Genomic DNA, 17,697 nt, shown 5'->3' with positions numbered 1-17,697 from the left:
CGTCCGGCGGCCGTCAGGGTTTACATCCGCATCAGCAGGCCGCCGTCGACGGCGAGTTCGATACCCGTGATGTAGCTCGCGGCATCCGAGAACAGGAACAGCGCCGCGTTTGCCATGTCCTGCGGCGTGCCGATGCGGCCGAGCGGCGCATAGCTCGCCACGGCGGCGCGCTTCTCCTCGGTGTCCCAGCGCGCCTGCAGCGGCGTCAGCGCCATGCCGGGGCATATCGCGTTCGAGCGGATGCGTTCGCCGGCAAGCTGCATGGCGAGCGACTTGGACAGCGCGCACACGCCGGCCTTCGAGGCCTGATAGGCGTCCTGCGGGTTCGGGTCGCCGCGATACCACTGGATGGTGGAGAAATGCACCATGGCGCCGCCGCGGCCGCCGGAACGCATGTAAGGAACGACGGCGCGTGCGGTGTGCACGAAGGATTTCAAATTGATGTTGAAGACCTGGTCCCAGACATCGAGGTCCATATCGAGCGCAGACTTGTCGCGGCCGAACCACAGCACACCGGCGACATTGGCGAGATAGTCGATGCCGCCGCGCTCGCGGCCGGCGGTGCCGATGACCTGTTCGACGAAAGCGGCGTCGGTCAAATCACCCTGCGCGAAGGTCAACCTGTCGTCATAGGCGGCAAGCGAGGCTGGGCGTGGCTTGATATCGATGGCGGTGACGGAGGCGCCGGCATCGAGCAGCGCCAGCGCGATCGCTTCGCCCATGCCGCCGCCCGCTCCGGTGACGACCGCATGCCTGCCGGTGAAATCATAGACGACCATTCATTTCCCCTCGGTTTTTGCTGCAAGGCCCGATACTATCTCTGCGCCAGGGCGCGATCGTTCGACAATAGGGGCGGACAAAAAATCCCTTGGCAGGCGTCGCACGTCACCGACTTCGAATGGCAGCGCTATTTCGGCAGCTGAGGCGTGGAGAACTTCCAACGCTTTGCAACGCCAGCGATCAGTTCCGCTGATCGCTGGGTCAAGCGAATTGGTGTGACAAGCAAGGCGACGCTCCCTAAATGAGGCCGCTCTTAAAGCGCGTCTCGTTGAGCGGATTCAGGCGACGCGCGTTAAGTCTTTGGTTGATGCATGTCGTTGTCCCAGAACCGCTGCGCACTTCTGGGCGACATGCTTAAGGAGCGGCTGATGGCGGCGGAAGCAATCTCCGGGGGCAGGACCGGCGGCGATTTCTGGGACGGCGTGCGATTGTCGATGCCGGTCGTCGTCGCCTCGGCGCCGTTCGCGATCCTGTTCGGCGCGATCGCCGTCGACAATGGTTTCTCCGTGCTCGAAGCCTTTCTGATGAGCGCCATGATCTATGGCGGCGCCAGCCAGATGGTCGGCATCGAATTGTTCGGCCAGCATGTCGCGCCATGGCTGATCGTGCTGTCGATCTTCGCGGTGAATTTCCGCCATGTGCTCTATTCGGCCGGCATCGGCAGGCGTATCGCGCATTGGCCCGTGCTGCGGCAGGCGCTCGGCTACTTCATGCTGACCGACCCGCAATATGCCATCGCGGAGGCAAGGGCCGAGTCCGGCCGTCCCGTCGGTTTCGTCTGGTATCTGGGTCTCGGCCTGCCGGTCTACGTGTTCTGGGTGATCGAAAGCGGCTTGGGTGCTGTGTTCGGCAAGATGATCCCGGATACGCATGCGCTGGGCATCGATTTCCTGCTGCCGATCTATTTCCTCGGCCTAGTGCTTGGCTTCCGCAAGCGGCCACTCTGGGCACCCGTCGTCGCCGCCAGCGTCGTCGCCTCGATCATCGCCTACAGAACCGTCGGCTCGCCCTGGCATGTCTCGATCGGCGCGGTCGCCGGCGTCCTCCTGGCGGTGATCCTGCCGCCACACCACAGCGGCGTGGGCAAGCGGCCATGAGCACGACCTTCTGGATCATCCTCGCCGGCGCCGTCGCCACCTATCTGACCCGTGTCGGCGGCCATCTTGTCATCTCGCGCTTCGAGACCATCCATCCGCGCGTCGAGGCCGGGCTCAACGCCGTGCCGGCGGCGGTGCTGACGACGCTCGTCGCGCCGGAACTGCTGCATGCCGGACCGGCCGAATGGGCGGCGCTGATCGTCACCGTGCTGGTATCGCTGCGCGGCGGCCTGATGGCGATGTTTTTGGCCGGCGCGGCGGTGTTGATCCTGGCGCGCCAGTTCGTCGGATAGCTTTCCATCCTCAGTGGCTGGCGCCACCCCTCATTGCCCTGCCCGTCCTCCGCAGCAGCTGCGTCGCAGCTACGGAGGGTGAACCGGGCATTTCTTCCCGTGAACGGGGGAGAAAGAGGCTGTTCTCAAATCTTCGCGTCGTGCGGCAGCGGCGCGGTGGCTTTTTCCAGCCAGGCCAGCGTTTCGCCGTCGACCATCGGGCCGATCTCGGCCAGAACCCAGGCGTGATACCGGTCGAGCCATTGCAGCTCGTCCCGATGCAGCAGGTCGCTGCGGATGAGCCGCTTGTCGATCGGCGCCAGGGTCAGCGTCTCGAAGCCGTGCATGGCGGTGTCGCCGCCTTCGATCTGCTCCGCAGGCGTCACCAGGATCAGGTTCTCGATGCGGATGCCGTAGGCGCCTTCCTTGTAATAGCCCGGCTCGTTGGACAGCATCATGCCGGCCAGCAATTTCTCGGTGCCGGTGCGGGCGATGCGCTGCGGCCCTTCATGCACGGCAAGGTAGGAGCCGACGCCGTGGCCGGTGCCGTGGGCGAAGTCGCAGCCATGCTTCCACAGCGCCACGCGGGCGACGGCGTCGATCTCCGAGCCACGGGTGCCGGCAGGGAAACGCAACGTCGAGATGCCGATCATGCCCTTCAGCACGAGGGTGAAGCGTTCGCGCATCTCCTCGGTCGGCTGGCCGATCGGCACGGTGCGGGTGATGTCGGTGGTGCCGTCCTGATACTGGCCGCCGGAATCGAGCAGGAACAGTTCGCCGCTTTCAAGCTTGCGGCTGGTGGCGCGCGAGACGCGGTAATGCATGATCGCGCCGTTCGGGCCGGCGCCGGAAATCGTGTCGAAGGAGACGTCGCGCAGCGGCATCTGCGTTTCCTCGCCGGTCTGGCGGCGCACTTCCTCGAGCTTGGTGACGACGGCGATTTCGTCCAGCGAGCCGGGCTTCTGGCGATCCAGCCAGCAGAGCAGCTTGGCGACCGCGGCGCCGTCGCGGCGATGCGCGGCGCGGCTGCCGGCGATCTCGGCCTGGCTCTTGGTGGCACGCGGTATGCGCGCCGGGTCGGCGGCCAACACGACGGTGCCGCCATTGTCCTCGACCAGCATCCTCAGCTTGTCCGCCGCCAGCACGGGATCGAGCGCGATTTTCGCGCCGGCCTTGGCGAGCTCGATGATCGCGGCTTCGAATTCGCCTGGATCGTGCAGGTCAGCCAACTGCGTGAGGTAGGCCGCGACCTGGCGTGGGAATTTACGCTGGTCCATGAAGATCTGATGCTTGCCGTCGGCGGCCAGGATGGCGAAGCCGAGTGCCAGCGGCGTATGCGGCACGTCGCCGCCACGGATGTTGAAGGCCCAGGCTATCGAAGAGGGATCGGTCAGCACTGCGTGGGTGGCGCCGTCCTTTCCGATCGCGCCCGCCAGCCGAGCCAGCTTGTCCTTGGCGAGCTCGCCGGCGAGGTTTTGTGGATGGATCTCGACAGGCGCGCGCGGCGGCTCCGGCTGGTCCTTCCAGATGATGTCGATGGGATTCTTGTCGAGCGGCACCAGAGTAGCGCCGGACTGCTCGGCTGATGCCTTCAGCGCCTTGATCTCGCCGATCGTATGCAGCCAGGGGTCGAAGCCGAGCCTCGCGCCCTTGCCGAGATTGTCCTTGATCCAGGCGGCCGGCGGATTGTCGATGAGGCTCTCGATGGTGAAGATCGAAAGGTCGACCTCGTTGCGCACCTGCAGCGTGTAGCGGCCGTCGACGAAGATGAAGGCGCGGTCGCGCAGGATTATGGCGACACCGGCCGAACCGGAAAAACCGGTCAGCCATTTCAGCCGCGCCGAACGGTCGGCGACATATTCGCCCTGATGCTCGTCGGCGCGGGGGACAATGAAGCCGTCGAGGCCGTTCTCGGACAGCCATCGCCGCAGCAGCGCCACGCGCGGCTTGCCGACGGCCGGATCGCCAGCGGAATCAAAGGTCTGGAACATTTTTGGCGTCTCCCTCGAATGCGAGCCGAGAGCGTAGCGCATAGACCCTCAAACCGGAATCGATTTCGGCAGGGCCAGACAGGCTGGATTTTGCCAGGCTCAGCGCTTGAGGTGGATGGTCACCCAGCCCTCGCGATGTAGCGTGCGGACGTGGCGGAAGGCTTGGCCGACATAGGCCGAGATCACCGCGTCGCGCTGCCGGTCGAGGATGCCGGAGAGCACCAGCGAACCGCCGAGCCTGATGTGCTTGGCCATCTCCGGCGCCAGCCGCATCAGCGGCCGGGCCAGGATGTTGGCGACGATGAGGTCGAAAGGCGCGCGCCTGGCGAAGATCGGATTGTGGAAGCCGGCCGCCGTCACCGTCTCGACCAGCGCCTTGACATGGTTGAGGCGGGCATTGGCGGCGGCGACGCGGATGGCGACCGGATCGATGTCGGTCGCCAGCACCGGGATATGCGCGAGCTTGGCGAGCGCGATGGCGAGCACCGCGCTGCCGGTGCCGAGGTCGAGCGCGTTGCGCGGCCGCTCGCGCAGCACCACCTGCTCCAGCATTTCGAGGCAGCCGGCGGTGGTGCCGTGATGGCCGGTGCCGAAGGCAAGGCCGGCCTCGATCTCGATGGCGAGGTCGCCGGCGTGGCGCTTGGCGCGGTCGTGCGAGCCGTGGACCAGGAAGCGGCCGGCGCACACCGGCTTCAAGCCTTCCAGCGAGCGCGACACCCAGTCCACGTCGGGAAGGACCTCGCGCGCGACGGGCTTCGGCAGTCCGAGACCGGCGAGGAGATCCTTGACCCGCGCTTCGACGGGATCGACGTCGCCATCGGCATAGAGCGACACTTCGTGGATGTCGTTGTCCTCGTCGAGCTCCAGCACGGCGATCGGCAGGCCGTCATCCTCGAAAGCGGCGTCGAGCGCCGCGAAGATGCGGTCGGCCTCGACCTTGTTGGCAGTGAGATGGAGCCGGATCTGGCTCATCATGTTTGCCCGCCCGCTGCCAGGCGCTTCAGCTTGGCGACAGCGGTGTCGGCGCTCTCGCCATAGGCGATGGTGCCGGCGAAATCGCCCTTGGCGTTGAGCAGCAGCACCGAAGCCGTATGGTCCATCGTGTAGTCGCCGTCGCCTGTGTCGACCTTCTTCCAGTAGATGCCGAAGGCCTTGGCCATGGCATGCACTTTGTCCGGATCGCCGGTGATGCCGGTGATGCGGTCGGAGAAGTTGCTGACATAGGTGTTCATCGTCTGCGGCGTGTCACGCTCCGGATCGACGGTGACGAAATAGGCGTTGAGGTTCTTGCCGCTGTCGCCCATCGTCTTCAGCCAGCCGGCCAGCTCGAACAGGGTCGTCGGGCAGACTTCCGGGCAATGGGTGAAGCCGAAGAACACGACGCTCGGGTGCCCTCTGAACGCCGCTTCGGTGATCGGCGCGCCTTTCTGGTCGACCAGCGTGAAGGGCGCGCCAAAGGGCTCGCCGCCATAATGGCCCCGGTACCAGTCGAATGTCAGCCAGCCGATACCCGCCGCCATCAGGACGAGAATGCCGACCAGGATTGAACGCATCATCAGTGAATGTCCATTGCTTTGGCTGGAAGCCAGGTTCGGCGACAGTCTTAGCGGGTCGGCGCCGGGCGCGCAAAGATGTCGCGTTGCCGCAAGCGGCCGGACAGGCCGATCGGCTTGTAAACGCCACGATCCTGCCCCACCTGACATCGGCAAAAACCGAACCGAGGAGGCCTCCTTGCGAAAATTGATCGGCTTGTTCGCTGCCTGTCTTGCCCTGAGCGCCAGCGCGGCCATGGCTGACGAAGTGGGTAAAGTCGGCGTCGACTGGATCGGCAACGACATCATGATCGACGCGATCAAGGACCCGAAGGTCGACGGCGTCACCTGCCATGTCGCCTATTTCGACCGCAGCATCATCGACCGGCTGCATAAGGGCAACTGGTTCGAGGATCCTTCCGATTCCTCGATCTCCTGCCGCCAGACCGGGCCGATCACCATCGGCGACATCGACATGAGCGAGGGCGGCGAAGAGGTGTTCAAGCAGGGCCTCAGCCTGATCTGGAAGAAGCAGGTGGTGAACCGCATCTACGACAAGAAGAACGAGACTCTGATCTATCTGTCGCATTCGCGCCAGGTGCAGAACGGCTCGGCGAAGATGTCGGTCACGACCGTGCCGCTTTACGGCCAGAACGTGGTCTGGACCAAGGGCAAGCCGCAATAGCGTCCCGATAGGCCTCGCCGAGGACAGGCCGCGCTTGCGGGAGCGTCCCTGCCGGCGTAAAGCCGCGTCATGGACCGCCCTGAAAACCTCGTCCTCAAGGATCCCGAGCCGCGCATCCATCCGACCGCGGAGTTGAAGGCGTGCAAGCTCGGCCGCTATGCCTCGATCGGCGAGCGGGTGATCCTGCGCGAAGTGAGCGTCGGCGACTTTTCCTATTTCGAACGCCATTCCGAGGCGATCTACACGACGATCGGCAAGTTCTGCTCGATCGCCGCCAACAGCCGCATCAACGCGCTCGAGCATCCGATCGAGCGGCTGACGCAGCACAAGGTCAGCTACCGCCCCAACGAATATTTCCGCTGGCTGGGTGTTGACACCGAATTCCGCGCGCGGCGCCAGGCAAAATCGGTGAGCATCGGCCATGATGTCTGGATCGGTCACGGCGCGGTCATCATGCCGGGCGTCGCGATCGGCAACGGCGCCGTCATCGGCGCCAATGCCGTGGTGACGCATGACGTCGCGCCTTACACGATCGTCGCCGGCGTTCCGGCCAAGCCGCTGCGCCAGCGGTTCCCGGCCGCCGTCGCGGCGCGCATCGAGGCGCTCGCCTGGTGGGACTGGACGCCCGAGAAACTGGCGAGCGCAATCCCCGACATGCAGGCCGTGCCGATCGAGGCCTTTCTCGACCGTTGGGAAGACGGCACCCTCTAAAGGCGAACCAGCGGCGGAGCGCCAGAGGACGCTGAGGGGCGCTACTTGGGTATTACGCTTCGCTCTCGGGAATAGTTGCCCCTTCCGCCATGCGGGGGTGGCGCAGCGGAAGGGGCTGGAGGTAAACCGCCGTGAAGCGGAAGGAACAGGCTTTCGGCCTGCTCCGGCACTATCGCAAACAAACAAATAAGGTGTGTTTTCCCCTGTTCGCGCCTTTCGCGTGCAGCCGATTGTGGACGCACGCATGCGAGAAAATCCAACGACTTGGAACCGGAAGCCGCGGCTGTCTGTTTCCTGTGAGCGCCGCGCCGATGCGGCCTGTTGTGGGATCCAGATGATAGAGAAACTATTCACAAGGGTTGCCAATTGGGTGGCACATCTCGCCGGCATGCCGCCGACTTTCGCCGTCTGCGTGTTGATCGTGGTGGTCTGGGCGGCAACCGGCCCGCTGTTCGGCTTTTCGGACACCTGGCAACTGGTCATCAACACCGGCACCACCATCATCACCTTCCTGATGGTATTCCTGATCCAGAACACGCAGAACCGTGACGGCGCGGCGATCCAGGCCAAGCTCGACGAGCTGATCCGGGTCGGCCGCGCCCAGAACCACTTCATCGGCATCGAGCATCTGACGGAATCGGAGGTCGAGGAGATCCGCGACAAATGCGAAGCGGCGGCCAAGCGGCACGACCGCAAGATTGCCGAGATGGCGGCGAAGAAGGCTGTGGCGGGCAAGGCTGGTTCCAAGAAGAAAGCAGCCGCCTGAGCCTGGTCGGCTAGAGCGTTTCGCAGAAACGTCGAACCGCTCTAAATATTTGCTTTTGCGCAATTCCGGACGGAAAACCGCTACGCACTTTTCCTGGAATTGCTTAGCGGCCCATGAAGGCCGCGAAGGCGTCCTTGTGATCGGGATGCCAGCGCGACAGAGCAGGGCGGTTCTCGATGATGTCGCCGATCGCCCAGGCCATGCGCTTTTCATCCGTCGGCCGCGCCACCTCGTTGTCTGGGCACAGGATGTAGAAGTCGCCGTCCATCAGCGATGCCAGCATGAAGTCGATCACCTGCTCGCCGGTCCAGGCGCCGGCGGGCTTTTCCGTCGCGCCTTCGGTCAGGCCGGTATAGGTGAAGCCGGGGATCAGCAGATGCGCCGACACCTTGGCTCCCGGCTCGTTGCGCAGCGCGTGCGCCAGCCCTTCGGTAAAAGTCTTCACGCCGGCCTTGGAGACGTTGTAGGCGAGGTTGCCGGGTGGCGTGGTGATGCCTTGCTTCGACCCGGTGTTGATGATCGTGCCCGGCCTGCCCGCCGCGAGCATGCGCGGCGCGAAGGCCTCGACGCCATGCACGACACCCCAGAAATTGATGTCGAGCAGCCGCTTCCAGGCGTCGCGGTTCTCCCAGGGCTTGCCCGGATTGTTGCCGACGCCGGCATTGTTCATCAGCACCGACACCGCGCCGAAGGCGCCGTTGGCGAGATCCGCCAACCGGTCTACCTCCTCCGCCCTGGAGACGTCGGTGGGGATTGGGAGCACGGCGTCGTCGCCGGCGATCGCCGCGACCGCCTCTCTTGCCTGATCGAGGCGCACGCCGCCGATATCGGCCAGCACCACCTTCATGCCCATCGCCGCGAACCGTTTTGCGGCGGCAAGGCCGATGCCGCTGGCGCCGCCAGTGATGACGGCGACGTTGCCGGAAGCGAAAGCGGGCAGGGCGATCTGGATCTGGGCGTCGCTGGTCATGGTTTCCATCCTTATGAGGGTCGGGCCGAACTTAACGCCGGACGTCGCCGAGGCAAGCCCGGTTCGTCCCGCATGTGACCGCAACAACAGCCGCAACGGGTTGACGGCAACAGCCGCAACGGGTTGACGGCGATGGCCGCAACGGGTTGACCATGGCGGCGCCCGCCGCGCATGGTGTCCCAAAAAGGAGTTCGGCATTTGACCGACTGGATCGGAATCCTGAAAGAGCAAACCGTCAACGGCGATCAGATGGGTCGCGAGGTGCCGAAGATGCTCGCCAATCCCGACATCAGCGAGGCGCAGGTGAAAACGCTGTTCGCGGCGCTGGAGAAGCAGGCGGATTTCGCCGAAAAGCTGCGGCTGGCGCTGGAGAAGTTCGGCCATGACTTCCCGATCATCAAGGCGGCAGAAAGGCTGGAGGAACGCTATGCCGATCTTGCCGCCTCTGTGGCGGAAAAGCTGAAAGTGATGCGGAAATAGCCGTTATTTCTCCACCAACCGCTCGAAGCGCTTGTCCGGCGCGAACCAGACGGTCGCCACCAGCACATAGATCGCCACGCTGATCCACTGGTTGAAGAAGCTTAGCAGCACGGCAACGATATAGAGCGCCAGCGAGATCTTGCCTTTTTTGTCGTGGCCGACGGCCTTGGCGAAGGTCGTGTCGGCGCCATGCAGATGGCGAAGTTTGATGACCAGGATGGTGTAGGCGACGGCGCAGAGCGCGAGGTCGATGCCATAAACGGCGACCGGCGCAGCCGCGAAATGGTTCTCTCCCATGAACGCCGTGGTCACCGGGATCAGCGACAGCCAGAACAGAAGGTTGAGATTGGCCCATAGCACGCGTCCGTCGACGCGCTGCACGGTGTGGAACATGTTGTGCAGGTTGTTCCAGTAGATGCCGACATTGATGAAGGAGAGCACGTAGCAGAAGAAGATCGGCCACTGCGGCAGAAGTGTTGAAAAATCCTCGCCGTGCGGCACTTTCAGGTCCAGCACCATGATGGTGATGATGATGGCGACGACGCCATCGGTAAATGCCTCGACCCGTCCCTTGCCCATGATTCCTCCCTCGGTGGCTGACGGACGTTACGAGAGGATTTTGCGCCTGACCATCCTGCCAGAATTGTCAGGAGGGCGTTCGGCAACCGGAACAGCCGTCATTGCATAGGCGTTGGGCTTGCAACGCCGGAGGTGCCGATGGCCAGCGACGCTCAAACCATGACGCGTGAGAATGAACTTGACGGGGCCGCCGCAAAGGCCGCCGTCGCCGCCATGATCGCCGCGCTCTTTGCCGGCAGCACCGCGCTGACCCCGCTCTACGTGATCTACAAGCAGGAATTCGGCTTTTCGCAGATCACGCTGACGCTGGTCTATGCCGTCTATGTGGTCGGCAATCTGGCGGCGCTGCTGTTTTTCGGCCGTCTCTCGGATGCCGTCGGCCGCCGCCCCGCCGCACTTGCCGCGATGGCTGTTGCGGTGGTCAGCGCGTTGTCGTTCCTCTTCGCCGAAGACCTCGCCTGGCTCGACATCGCCCGCATCCTGAGCGGGCTCGGCATCGGCGTCGGCGCAGGCGCCGGCACCGCGTGGCTGGCCGAACTGATCGAAGGCAAGGACAAGTCGCGCGCCGCCGTCATCGCCACCAGCACCAACTTTGTCGGCCTCGGGGCCGGCGCGCTCGTGGCGGGGGTGCTCGCCCAATACGCGCCATGGCCGCTCAGGCTGACGTTTGCCGTCTATCTCGTCCTGCTTGGGCTCGTCACCCTGCTGATCTGGCGCACGCGGGAAACCGTCTCCAGGCCTGGACGGTTCTCCGACGTCCCGCTGCGGCCGCGGCTTTCGGTGCCTGACGGTATCCGCGCGCAGTTCGTGGCGCCGGCGGTGACCGGTTTCGGCGCCATGGCGCTGGTCGGCTTCTATGCCGCGCTGGCGCCGAGCATTCTCGCGCAGCAGCTGCACGTGACCAATCATGCCGAAGCCGGCGGGCTTTTCTTCGAGCTGTCGAGCGTGGCGGCCATCACCATCGTCGGCACCGCCTGGTTCTCCAGCCGCTCCACCATGCTCGCGGCGCTGGCGCTGATGATCCCCGCCGTGGCGCTGATCGTGGCGGCGCAGGTCTACGCCTCGATGGCGCTCATGATCGCCGCGACGGCGGTCTGCGGCGTGGCGGCGGCGCTAGGCTATCGTGGCGGCCTGCAAGTGGTCAATCAGATCGCGCCGGCCGACCGCCGCGCCGAGGTGGTGTCGGCCTTCTTCATCTGCTGCTTCTGCGGCAACGCGCTGCCGGTGATCGGCATCGGCATCCTGTCCAGCCTGGCGAGCGCCACCGTGGCAAGCCTGGCCTTTGCCGGCATGATCATCGTCTTCTCGCTGGTCGCGCTCGGCTTTGGCGTCAGATACGCACGGTAGGTCTTGGCTATTCGGTCTCCGGCAGGAGCTGCGCGCGTTGGCGGGGCACGCCAAGGCCGGTGTCGGGCGGCTCGCCCGCCGCCGGCCGATCCTCGATCATATGCATCGTGCGCCAGCGGCCGAAGCGATAATAGGCGGCGGCCAGCACCAGCGAAGCGATCGAGCCCGCCGGAAAGCTCCACCACAGCGCCTCCTGACCGATGACGCTGCGCATGGAATAGGCAAAGCCGGTGCGAATGATCAACACCGAGATGATCAGGATGATGAGCGGCGGCATGACGGCGCCGGTGGCGCGCACCGTGGCGAACAGCACGATCGTGATGCCGAACAGGATGAACGACCAGGACGCTATCCTGTTGATGTGGGCGGCGATGTCGATCGCGGCGCTGTCGTTGCTGAGGAATAGGCTGAGCACCGCGCGGTCGAAGACGAAAAGCAGCGCCACCAGCGCGCCGGTCAGCACCAGGTTGAAGCCGACGCCGGACGCCGCGACCTTGCCGATGCGGTCCCAGCGCCCGGCGCCGACATTCTGCGCCGCCATCGAGGAGACAGCGGCGCCGATCGCCAGAGCCGGCATCTGGATATAGGTCCAGAGTTGGGCTGCGATGCCGTAAGCGGCGGCGACCTGCGAGCCGTAGGAATTGACGATGCCCATCACGGTCAATGCCGCGGCCGAGATGACGATCATCTGCAGGCCCATCGGGATGCCCTTGAAGACGACGATGCGCAGCAGGGCCGGGTCGGGCCTGAGCAAGGCGAGATCGGCGCCCGCCAGCCGCAGCGGGTGTTTGCGGGCATAGAGCACGATCAGGATGGCGATCACGCTGACCGTCTGGCCTATGAGCGTGGAAGTCGCCGAGCCGGCGATGCCGAGCTCGGGGAAGGGGCCGATGCCGCGGATCAGCAGGGGATTGAGCACGACGTCGAGCACGACCGCCAGCGCCATGAAGACAAACGGCGTGCGCGAATCGCCGGCGCCACGCAGCACGGTCATGACGAAGGACAAAAGGTTCATCATCGGCACGGCGACAAAGATGATGCGCAGGTAGGCGCGCGCCAGCGGCAAGGCATCCGCCGGCGTGCCGAGCCCGGTGAGGATGGCGTCGACCCAGACCCAGCCGCAGACCGCGAACACCACGGAAACCAGGAAGAAGAAGGTGGCGCTGGTGCCGACGATGCGCTTGGCTTCCGGCAGATCGCGGGCGCCGACGGACTGCGCGACCAGAATGGTCGCCGCCATGCCGATACCGAACACCGTGCCAAGGATCAGGAACAGCACCAGATTGGCGTTGGATGTCGCCGTCAGCGCCGCCTCGCCAAGGAAGCGCCCCACCCAGACGGCATTGATCGAGCCGTTCAGCGACTGCAGCACGTTGGAGCCCAGCACCGGCAGGGCGAACAGAAGCAGCGTGCGCGGAATGGGGCCGCTGGTCAGGTCGCCGGTCCGCCGGCGGGTGGGCTTCTTGTCATCCATGGCAGCACCGAAAATGAATCAGGCCCGCGATGGTATCGCAGGCCTGATGGTCATGCATCCTTTTCAGGATCAGTGGGATGACGGGCAATCGCCCGTCAGCGCCTACTGGCCGGCGACAGTGTTCCCAGACAGGCCGGGGAGCGTCACCTGATAGACGAGGAAGGTGGTGTCGACGTCGGCTCCATCCTCGGCCTTGTACGAAGCGCCGACCTGGAAGCCGTCCTGAGTGAGGAAGTCGTTGTCGTTGGCGACGAACAGGAAATAGTCGTCGGGCAGCTTTGGATCGAGCACGGAGACCAGCGACATCGCCTCCCACTTCTCCGAAAGGTTGTCCTTGTCGTTCGGAGCGCCATTGTGCAGGCCGAAGCGGCCGAGCTCGCCCTTGTCGTTGATGTCGATGAACGAGGTAAGCTTGGCCGGCGTCACCGACGGGTCGAGCACGCCCTTCGGCGCGACCGGCTTGTCGGCCGGGTCGAACGGACCGTTGGCGGTATCGGTGGCGGCGGAAAGGTCGACGATCTCGATCTTGCGATAGAGCGACTCGTCGCCCTTGAGACCCTGGCCGTTGCCCGAGTCGCGCGCCAGCATCAGGAAGCTCTTGTCGGAGAGCGCGACGATCTCGCTCTGCGCGGCCACCTTGGTCTTGCCTTTGGCATCCTTGAACACCGGCAGCGGCACGACATATTCGTGCGCCAGCTTGAGGTGGGCGAGGTCGGAAGCATCATAGACCAGCGCGCGGGTGTTCTGGCGGGTCGAGCCGGAATCGCCGCCGTCCTGGCGGGCCGCCGACTGCAGCACGGCGATCAGGAACTTGCCGTCGGGCGTCATCGACATGCCTTCGAGCCCCTGGTTGTTCTGGCGGCCGGTCTCCGGGTCCTTCGGATCGGGCTCGGCGGCGCCCAGGCCGGGGTTGTCGGAAGCGAAATTCGGCTTGCCGTGGCGCATCGGCACAAGGGCCGCGGGCGGTTGCGTCGCCGACATCAGGTGGCCGTCGGCCGAAAAACGGTAGATGTTGGGGCCATATTCGTCGGAGATGAACATCGTGCCGTCCGCCAGCCGTGCGATCGCTTCGTTATCCAACGCCAGCTTGCCGTTGTCGGCCTGCGGCAGGATCGGCATGTCGCCGGCGGCTTCGCGCACGCCGTTCAACGGATCGAGGCCGGTGGCGTCGGCGCCCTTGTCGTCGGTCAACAGCATCGTGTCGGCGAGCGTCGCTTTCACGCCAGACTGTTCCTGTCCGGCGGCGGGCGCCGCGCCGGGGGCAGTCGGGGCCAGCTCGATCGAGATGGTGTTGAGGCGCGGGCGATAATCGGTGGTGCCGACGACATTGTAACCGCGGTCCGGCAGCAGCCAGAGCGAGCCCTTGTAGCCGGCGCCGTCACGCGCCCAGGACTTGGTGTCGATCGCCATGCCGGACCCTGAACCGAAGGTCTCGCCGAACTTGTCCTTCTGGCTGGCCGGGATGCGGCCGATGCCGACCAGCCCCTTGTTGACATAGGCGACGCCATCGGCGAGCGCCGGGGTGAGGGCGGTGAACAGGGCAAGCGCCGCGCCGAGCGCGACGGTTCGGTTAAGGTGTTTCATCGATATCCCCTTTTGACGAGCAGAGCGGCCAGTGGCTCAAAAAGGCGCGGCATCGACGATGCGGCCAGCCCTGGCCGCCAAGCGGTCTAGGACGTGAACGTGATGGTTGCGTGACAGGCGGAGGTTCTTTCCTTCTTCCACAGGGGGAGAAGGAAAGCGCTTCCGCTCAATCGCTCTCCCGAACGACCAGCTCCAGCGGCCAAACCTCGCGGATGATGCGTGTGCCTTCGGGGGCGGCGAAGGCGGGAAGCGAGGCGAGCAGCATCTCGGCCAGTCTCCGGCCCATCGGCTCAAGCGATGGACGGAAGGCTGTCAGAGTCGGCGAGAAATAGCGGCAGAGCGGCGTGTCGACGATGACGGTCACGGCGATGTCGTGGCCCGGCCGGATGCCCATCTCGGCCAGTGCCTTGCAGCCGCCGAGCGCCATGGCGTCGTTGTTGAAGATGATTGCCGTCGGTCGGTCCTTGGAGAGCATGACGCGCGGCGTCACTTGGTAGCCGCCGGCCTCGTTGATGAAGCCGTCGGCGATCAGGCCGGGATCGACCTCGATGCCGTGCCGCTTCAGCGCCTTGCGATAGCCGTCGAGGAAGAGATATCCGAAATTGAGGTTGAGCGCCGGGCGGATGGCGGCGATGCGACGATGGCCGCGCGCGACCAGCCGGTCGACCGCGTCGCTGCCCGCCTTCTCGAAATCGAGATCGAGCGAAGGGTAGGACTTGCCGCCCGAGCGGCTGCGGCCGAGCGTTGCGAAGGGAAAGCCTCGCTCGGTCAGATAGTCGATGCGTTCGTCCTCGCGCCGGGTCCAGGCCAGCACCACCGCGTCGGCGCGGCGGGTCTCGACGACGCGGCGCAGGCGCTCCTGCTGGTAGTCACCAGGCGCGCCCATCACCACGATCAGGTCGAGCCCGCTTTCGGCCAGCCGCGCCTGCAGGCCGGTCAGGAACGGGATGAAGAACGGCTCGCCATATTGCTGGTCACCGGGATGCGGCTGCAGCATGAAGGCGACGGAATGGGTGGCGCCTTGCCGCAAGCTGCGGCCGGACTGGTTGGGCGCGTAGTTCAGCAGCTTGGCGGCTTCCAGCACGCGCCGGCGGGTGTCGGCATTGACGTCGGCGCGGCCGTTCAGCGCCCGCGACACGGTGCCGATCGAAATGTTCAGGTGACGCGCAAGGTCGTGGATGCTGGACGCCAAGGACGGTTCTCCCCCTGCCTTGGCTAGCACCGGCTGCCGCTCAGGCCAAGGCTTCGGGACAATTTTCGACAAGCAGCCGATTGACATTCTACGCCATCGGGTGTGTTCTCGTAAACGTTTACGGAAAAACGTTTACGGTTGATGCCGCGGATGCCGTGACACTCGGCCTGGAGGGGCCGAGCCGAGGAGGAGTGCTGGATGATGAAGGTCGTCCTGGTCGGGTGCGGAGCCATGAGCAAGCACTGGCTCGATGCCGCAAGGCGGATCGACGGGCTCGCCATTGCCGGCCTTGTCGATCTCGATGCCGAACGGGCGCAAGCGAGGGCGCGCGAATACGGGCTCTCCAATGCAGTGGTCAGCACAAGCCTCGACGCCGTTCTCGATGAGACCAAGCCCGACGCCGTATTCGATGTCGTGGTCCCGGCTGCCCGCCGCGAAGTCGCGCTTTCGGCCTTCGCCCATCATTGCCATTTGCTCACCGAAAAGCCGCTGGCCGACAGCCCGGACAATGCGCGCGCCATCATCAAGGCGGCGCGCAAGGCCAGGCGCGTCCATGCCGTCGTCCAGAACCGCCGCTATGTCGCCAATGTCAGGCGCATCAGGCGCTTCCTAGACTCCGGCGCCATCGGCGCGCCGACCAGCATCCACGCCGATTTCTTCGTCGCGCCGCATTTCGGCGGCTTTCGCGAGGAGATGCGCCACGTGCTGCTGCTCGACATGGCGATCCACACTTTCGACGCCGCGCGCTACATGGTCGCCGGCGAACCGGCCAGCGTCTACTGCCAGGAATGGGAGCCGGCCAGTTCCTGGTATCGGCAGGGCTCATCGGCGAGCGCCGTCTTCGATCTCGGCGGCGGCAAGGTGTTCACCTATGCCGGCTCCTGGTGCGCGGACGGCTTCCGCACCAGCTGGGAAGGCAGCTGGCGCATCGTCGCCGAGCGCGGCAGCGTGCTGTGGGACGGCCATGACGGGCTCAAGGCGGAGGTGGTTGCGTCTGGCCGCGACGGTATCATCGACAAGACCCAGCCGATCGAAGTACCGCCGCTCGATCCGACCGACCGCGTCGACGGCCATCTCGGCATCATCAAGGATTTCATGCACGCGATCGAGACCGGCGCCGAGCCGGAGACGCGCGGCGCCGACAACATCAAAAGCCTGGCCATGGTCTTCGGCGCGATCGAGGGCGCGGAGAGCGGGCGGCGCGTGGCAATCGTCAAGGAAGCACAATGATGGCAAATCCGCTTCTCGACATCAGGATCGGCACCATGGTGCGGGCCAATCTCGACGACCCGGGCGCCTATGTCAGGCAGATCCTGCCGCTCGGCTTCGAGAGCATCCAGCCTTTCTTCTGGCAGACGCTGGACGGCAAGGACCTGAAGCGCCTGGCGGGCGAAATCCGCGAAGCGATCGGCGATGCCGACGTTACCGTGTCGTCGATCGGCGTGTTCGGCAACCCGCTGGAAGGCGGCGAGGTCGATCGCGGCGTGCTCGCGGCTTGGGAGGCCGTCATCGACAATGCGCATCTGTTCGGGACGTCCATGGTCAGCGGCTTCACCGGCCGCATCCGCGGCAAGAAGCTGACCGACAGCCTCCCGCGTTTCCGTGAAGTCTGGGGGCCGTTGGCGAAACGCGCCGCCGACAAGGGCGTGCGCATCGCCTTCGAGAATTGCGCGATGGACGGCAACTGGGCGAGCGGCGACTGGAACATCGCCCACAACCCGGATGCCTGGGAGCTGATGTTCAACTAGGTGCCCAACGACAATCTCGGCCTCGAATGGGAGCCGTGCCATCAGCTCGTCTATCTGATCGATCCGATCCCGCAGATCCGCAAATGGGCGCCGCGCATCTTCCACGTCCACGGCAAGGATGCCACCGTGCGCTGGGACGTGATCCGCGAGCACGGCGTGTTCGGCCGCCTGCCGTTCGTGCAGATGCGTACGCCGGGTTTTGGCGACAGCGACTGGACGCGGGTGATCAGCGAGTTGCGTCTTGCCGGTTACAAGGGCGCCATCGACATCGAGGGCTGGCACGACCCGGTCTATCGCGGCGATCTCGAGATCACCGGCCAGGCGCGCGCGCTCGACTATCTGAAGCAATGCAGGGGAGGGTCCAGCTACCTGCCCAATCCGGCTTGAGGCCAAATTTGATGTCAGGATTGGTCGGCGGGAGGAGCCGGCCGGCACTGCGGCGCGCCGCGCCGAGCGATTGTCGAAAACCCTCCGATGCGAGGGATCAAA

At 65.1% G+C, this 17,697-nt stretch carries 17 protein-coding genes and 1 pseudogene; 9 read left to right on the top strand and 9 right to left on the bottom strand.

The annotated features are described in order from the left end of the window. Positions 1-20: 20 nt before the first annotated feature. A complete protein-coding gene (locus FJW07_RS12055) occupies positions 21-779 on the bottom strand; it encodes an SDR family oxidoreductase (protein ID WP_140856597.1) in 759 nt (252 codons plus the stop codon). 369 nt (positions 780-1,148) lie between these two features. Here FJW07_RS12055 and FJW07_RS12050 point away from each other — a divergent pair, with 369 nt between their 5' ends. Further along, positions 1,149-1,877 carry an AzlC family ABC transporter permease gene (locus tag FJW07_RS12050; protein WP_140856595.1) on the top strand — a complete coding sequence of 243 codons (729 nt, stop codon included), beginning with the start codon at positions 1,149-1,151 and terminating at the stop codon, positions 1,875-1,877. Next, positions 1,874-2,170 (top strand): AzlD family protein, encoded by a 297-nt coding sequence (locus tag FJW07_RS12045; RefSeq protein ID WP_140806929.1) that lies wholly within the window; start codon positions 1,874-1,876, stop codon positions 2,168-2,170. Before FJW07_RS12050 ends, FJW07_RS12045 begins: the two co-directional genes overlap by 4 nt. 125 nt (positions 2,171-2,295) lie before the next feature. Here FJW07_RS12045 and FJW07_RS12040 read toward each other — a convergent pair whose 3' ends face one another. The 3 genes from FJW07_RS12040 to FJW07_RS12030 all read right to left on the bottom strand — a co-directional run bounded on the left by FJW07_RS12040 (position 2,296) and on the right by FJW07_RS12030 (position 5,696). Then, on the bottom strand, positions 2,296-4,140 hold the full coding sequence (locus FJW07_RS12040) for an aminopeptidase P family protein (RefSeq protein ID WP_140856593.1): 1,845 nt from the start codon (positions 4,138-4,140) through the stop codon (positions 2,296-2,298). Positions 4,141-4,239: 99 nt separating this feature from the next. After that, a complete protein-coding gene (locus tag FJW07_RS12035) occupies positions 4,240-5,112 on the bottom strand; it encodes a 50S ribosomal protein L11 methyltransferase (protein WP_140856719.1) in 873 nt (290 codons plus the stop codon). Next, a complete protein-coding gene (locus tag FJW07_RS12030; RefSeq protein ID WP_140644089.1) occupies positions 5,112-5,696 on the bottom strand; it encodes an SCO family protein in 585 nt (194 codons plus the stop codon). Before FJW07_RS12030 ends, FJW07_RS12035 begins: the two co-directional genes overlap by 1 nt. Positions 5,697-5,928: 232 nt before the next feature. Here FJW07_RS12030 and FJW07_RS12025 point away from each other — a divergent pair, with 232 nt between their 5' ends. The 3 genes from FJW07_RS12025 (at position 5,929) to FJW07_RS12015 (ending at position 7,834) form a co-directional block, all read left to right on the top strand. Further along, the gene (locus FJW07_RS12025; RefSeq protein ID WP_140644341.1) at positions 5,929-6,357 is read left to right on the top strand and encodes a CreA family protein; all 429 of its coding nucleotides are present in this window, start codon (positions 5,929-5,931) and stop codon (positions 6,355-6,357) included. Positions 6,358-6,426: 69 nt separating this feature from the next. Then, entirely contained in the window at positions 6,427-7,068 is a 642-nt protein-coding gene (locus FJW07_RS12020; protein ID WP_140856591.1) for a DapH/DapD/GlmU-related protein, read from the top strand. A 334-nt stretch (positions 7,069-7,402) separates the two neighbouring features. Further along, a complete protein-coding gene (locus FJW07_RS12015) occupies positions 7,403-7,834 on the top strand; it encodes a low affinity iron permease family protein (protein ID WP_181182615.1) in 432 nt (143 codons plus the stop codon). Positions 7,835-7,937: 103 nt separating this feature from the next. Here FJW07_RS12015 and FJW07_RS12010 read toward each other — a convergent pair whose 3' ends face one another. Continuing rightward, positions 7,938-8,804, bottom strand: a complete 867-nt coding sequence (locus tag FJW07_RS12010; RefSeq protein ID WP_140856589.1) for an SDR family NAD(P)-dependent oxidoreductase — start codon at positions 8,802-8,804, stop codon at positions 7,938-7,940. Positions 8,805-9,002: 198 nt separating this feature from the next. Here FJW07_RS12010 and FJW07_RS12005 point away from each other — a divergent pair, with 198 nt between their 5' ends. After that, the gene (locus FJW07_RS12005) at positions 9,003-9,284 is read left to right on the top strand and encodes a hypothetical protein (RefSeq protein ID WP_140644096.1); all 282 of its coding nucleotides are present in this window, start codon (positions 9,003-9,005) and stop codon (positions 9,282-9,284) included. 3 nt (positions 9,285-9,287) lie between these two features. Here FJW07_RS12005 and FJW07_RS12000 read toward each other — a convergent pair whose 3' ends face one another. Then, a complete protein-coding gene (locus FJW07_RS12000; RefSeq protein WP_140644099.1) occupies positions 9,288-9,863 on the bottom strand; it encodes a TMEM175 family protein in 576 nt (191 codons plus the stop codon). A 138-nt stretch (positions 9,864-10,001) separates the two neighbouring features. On the opposite strand from FJW07_RS12000, the gene FJW07_RS11995 reads away from it, so the two are divergent. Further along, on the top strand, positions 10,002-11,210 hold the full coding sequence (locus tag FJW07_RS11995; protein WP_140856587.1) for an MFS transporter: 1,209 nt from the start codon (positions 10,002-10,004) through the stop codon (positions 11,208-11,210). 7 nt (positions 11,211-11,217) lie between these two features. On the opposite strand, the gene FJW07_RS11990 is transcribed toward FJW07_RS11995, so the two are convergent. From FJW07_RS11990 to FJW07_RS11980, 3 genes are all read right to left on the bottom strand, one after another. Then, entirely contained in the window at positions 11,218-12,684 is a 1,467-nt protein-coding gene (locus FJW07_RS11990; RefSeq protein ID WP_140655030.1) for an MATE family efflux transporter, read from the bottom strand. 102 nt (positions 12,685-12,786) lie between these two features. After that, positions 12,787-14,268 carry an esterase-like activity of phytase family protein gene (locus FJW07_RS11985; protein WP_140856585.1) on the bottom strand — a complete coding sequence of 494 codons (1,482 nt, stop codon included), beginning with the start codon at positions 14,266-14,268 and terminating at the stop codon, positions 12,787-12,789. Positions 14,269-14,434: 166 nt separating this feature from the next. Further along, positions 14,435-15,460: a LacI family DNA-binding transcriptional regulator gene (locus FJW07_RS11980; protein ID WP_140655036.1), complete on the bottom strand. Its 1,026-nt coding sequence runs from the start codon at positions 15,458-15,460 to the stop codon at positions 14,435-14,437. Between the two features lie 198 nt (positions 15,461-15,658). Between FJW07_RS11980 and FJW07_RS11975 the strand changes: the two genes are divergently transcribed. Beyond that, positions 15,659-16,690 carry a Gfo/Idh/MocA family oxidoreductase gene (locus FJW07_RS11975; RefSeq protein WP_140856583.1) on the top strand — a complete coding sequence of 344 codons (1,032 nt, stop codon included), beginning with the start codon at positions 15,659-15,661 and terminating at the stop codon, positions 16,688-16,690. After that, positions 16,690-17,595, top strand: a pseudogene (locus tag FJW07_RS11970) (sugar phosphate isomerase/epimerase). The gene FJW07_RS11975 and the pseudogene FJW07_RS11970 overlap by 1 nt, the downstream one beginning before the upstream one ends. Positions 17,596-17,697: the final 102 nt, after the last annotated feature.

The sequence above is a fragment of the Mesorhizobium sp. B3-1-9 genome (genome assembly GCF_006439595.1).
Classification (GTDB): domain Bacteria; phylum Pseudomonadota; class Alphaproteobacteria; order Rhizobiales; family Rhizobiaceae; genus Mesorhizobium.
This window is presented reverse-complemented; position numbering and strand designations above follow the sequence as displayed.

Excerpts from the sequence above, each read along its gene's own strand:
- FJW07_RS12020 (WP_140856591.1), top strand. The coding sequence starts at position 6,427 with ATGGACCGCCCTGAAAACCTCGTCCTCAAGGATCCCGAGCCGCGCATC.
- FJW07_RS12045 (WP_140806929.1), top strand. The coding sequence starts at position 1,874 with ATGAGCACGACCTTCTGGATCATCCTCGCCGGCGCCGTCGCCACCTAT.
- FJW07_RS11985 (WP_140856585.1), bottom strand. The coding sequence starts at position 14,268 with ATGAAACACCTTAACCGAACCGTCGCGCTCGGCGCGGCGCTTGCCCTG.
- FJW07_RS12055 (WP_140856597.1), bottom strand. The coding sequence starts at position 779 with ATGGTCGTCTATGATTTCACCGGCAGGCATGCGGTCGTCACCGGAGCG.
- FJW07_RS11995 (WP_140856587.1), top strand. The coding sequence starts at position 10,002 with ATGGCCAGCGACGCTCAAACCATGACGCGTGAGAATGAACTTGACGGG.
- FJW07_RS12015 (WP_181182615.1), top strand. The coding sequence starts at position 7,403 with ATGATAGAGAAACTATTCACAAGGGTTGCCAATTGGGTGGCACATCTC.
- FJW07_RS12025 (WP_140644341.1), top strand. The coding sequence starts at position 5,929 with ATGGCTGACGAAGTGGGTAAAGTCGGCGTCGACTGGATCGGCAACGAC.
- FJW07_RS12035 (WP_140856719.1), bottom strand. The coding sequence starts at position 5,112 with ATGAGCCAGATCCGGCTCCATCTCACTGCCAACAAGGTCGAGGCCGAC.
- FJW07_RS11990 (WP_140655030.1), bottom strand. The coding sequence starts at position 12,684 with ATGGATGACAAGAAGCCCACCCGCCGGCGGACCGGCGACCTGACCAGC.
- FJW07_RS12010 (WP_140856589.1), bottom strand. The coding sequence starts at position 8,804 with ATGACCAGCGACGCCCAGATCCAGATCGCCCTGCCCGCTTTCGCTTCC.
- FJW07_RS11975 (WP_140856583.1), top strand. The coding sequence starts at position 15,659 with ATGATGAAGGTCGTCCTGGTCGGGTGCGGAGCCATGAGCAAGCACTGG.
- FJW07_RS12040 (WP_140856593.1), bottom strand. The coding sequence starts at position 4,140 with ATGTTCCAGACCTTTGATTCCGCTGGCGATCCGGCCGTCGGCAAGCCG.
- FJW07_RS12030 (WP_140644089.1), bottom strand. The coding sequence starts at position 5,696 with ATGATGCGTTCAATCCTGGTCGGCATTCTCGTCCTGATGGCGGCGGGT.
- FJW07_RS12000 (WP_140644099.1), bottom strand. The coding sequence starts at position 9,863 with ATGGGCAAGGGACGGGTCGAGGCATTTACCGATGGCGTCGTCGCCATC.
- FJW07_RS12050 (WP_140856595.1), top strand. The coding sequence starts at position 1,149 with ATGGCGGCGGAAGCAATCTCCGGGGGCAGGACCGGCGGCGATTTCTGG.